Source organism: Streptomyces sp. NPDC001880, from assembly GCF_053594575.1.
The window spans coordinates 1-1,210 of the sequence record NZ_JBSFET010000293.1; the positions used below are offsets into that span (position 1 = coordinate 1).

Here is a 1,210-nt window from a genome sequence, read left to right on the forward strand (position 1 = left end):
GCCCCGGTGCGGCGGGCCCGCACACGCGACGTCAGCGAAACGTCAGCGAAACGTGCGTGGAACGTCAGTGCGGGGCGTGAGACTTCGGGACCGGTCGGGCCTTCGGCTCCGGCTCGTGACGGCGCGCGGGCTCGCCTGTCGATGTGTTCGTGTACCGGTGTGTTCGTGTGCCGGTGCATTCGTACGTCGATGTGTCCGTACATCGGTGTGTTCGCGCCGGCCGGCGGTCGGCCGTCGACACAACGCCGAGGGAGTCGGTCATCAACCTGCGGAAGCTCGAGGCCGCCGCCGTCGCGGCCACTGCCGCGGCGGGAATCGCCGTGGCGGCCACGCCGGCCCACGCGAGCGTGTGCGAGGTGGGCGGCGCCTGCGTCATCTGCGAGTACGGCGTCAGCTTCTGCACGTTCGACAACGTCACCCGGCAGGAACTCGCGATCGGCACCGACCGGGCCGCGTGGACGCGCTGGAACGACACCGCCGGAAGCTGGACCACATGGTCGTCCATGGGCGCAGTGGCGACGAGCGGGGTCACCGTGGAACCGCTCCCCCACGACACCTTCTCCATCGTCATCACCGGTACCGACGGCCGGCGGTAAAAACGCCTGCGCTACAGCTACCCCGACGGTGCCTGGTCGGACAGCTGGGAGCCGTACCGGGGCTGACCAGTGGCCCGGTGCGACGGTGTCCGGGCCACTCGGCCGTGTGGCGCACGGTCGGCCACGGAAGAACTGTCAGTGCGGCCTCCAGATGTATTTGCCACCGCCCACCCAGCGCACCACGTCGGGGTCGTCAAGGTCGTGCACCTTGATTCCTGCGGCCGATGCGGCGTTGAGCACATCCATCATCGATGTTGCGGCGCTGACAACCTCCCCGTCGATCTCCACCAGACGGAAGGGCGGATCACCGGGCTGCACTCCCAGCACGGTGATCCTGGGCATCGAGATATGAGGACTGTCACTTTCGGTCATGCGTAGATCGCTTCCACGCCACGGGCGACACTATGCCCGGCAGCGGTGTCCTCGGCGCCGTGTCACTCGTACACACGCTTTCCTCTGCGGTACGCGGCCTCGTCCCGCACGATGCCGGCAAGGACAGGTGGCCGGCTGGATCCCGAGTCCACCAGCTCCGGCGCGAGGCCGTCCTCCAGCTCCTTCACGGAGCCGGCGTGGATCTCCTTGAGCCTGACCCGGCTCGCCTCGTCGAGAGGAGC

General features: G+C 68.4%; 2 protein-coding genes and 1 pseudogene. 1 reads left to right on the plus strand and 2 read right to left on the minus strand.

Translation table 11 applies throughout. The features are described from left to right. Nucleotides 1-320 precede the first annotated feature (320 nt). Nucleotides 321-596 carry a hypothetical protein gene (locus tag ACWCQ6_RS37375; RefSeq protein WP_451096977.1) on the plus strand — a complete coding sequence of 92 codons (276 nt, stop codon included), beginning with the start codon at nucleotides 321-323 and terminating at the stop codon, nucleotides 594-596. Nucleotides 597-731: 135 nt separating this feature from the next. Here the strand turns inward: ACWCQ6_RS37375 and ACWCQ6_RS37380 are convergent, their stop codons facing one another. Then, a complete protein-coding gene (locus ACWCQ6_RS37380; RefSeq protein WP_451096979.1) occupies nucleotides 732-968 on the minus strand; it encodes a hypothetical protein in 237 nt (78 codons plus the stop codon). 146 nt (nucleotides 969-1,114) lie between these two features. Next, nucleotides 1,115-1,210, minus strand: a pseudogene (locus tag ACWCQ6_RS37385) (proteasome activator); the annotation flags it as partial.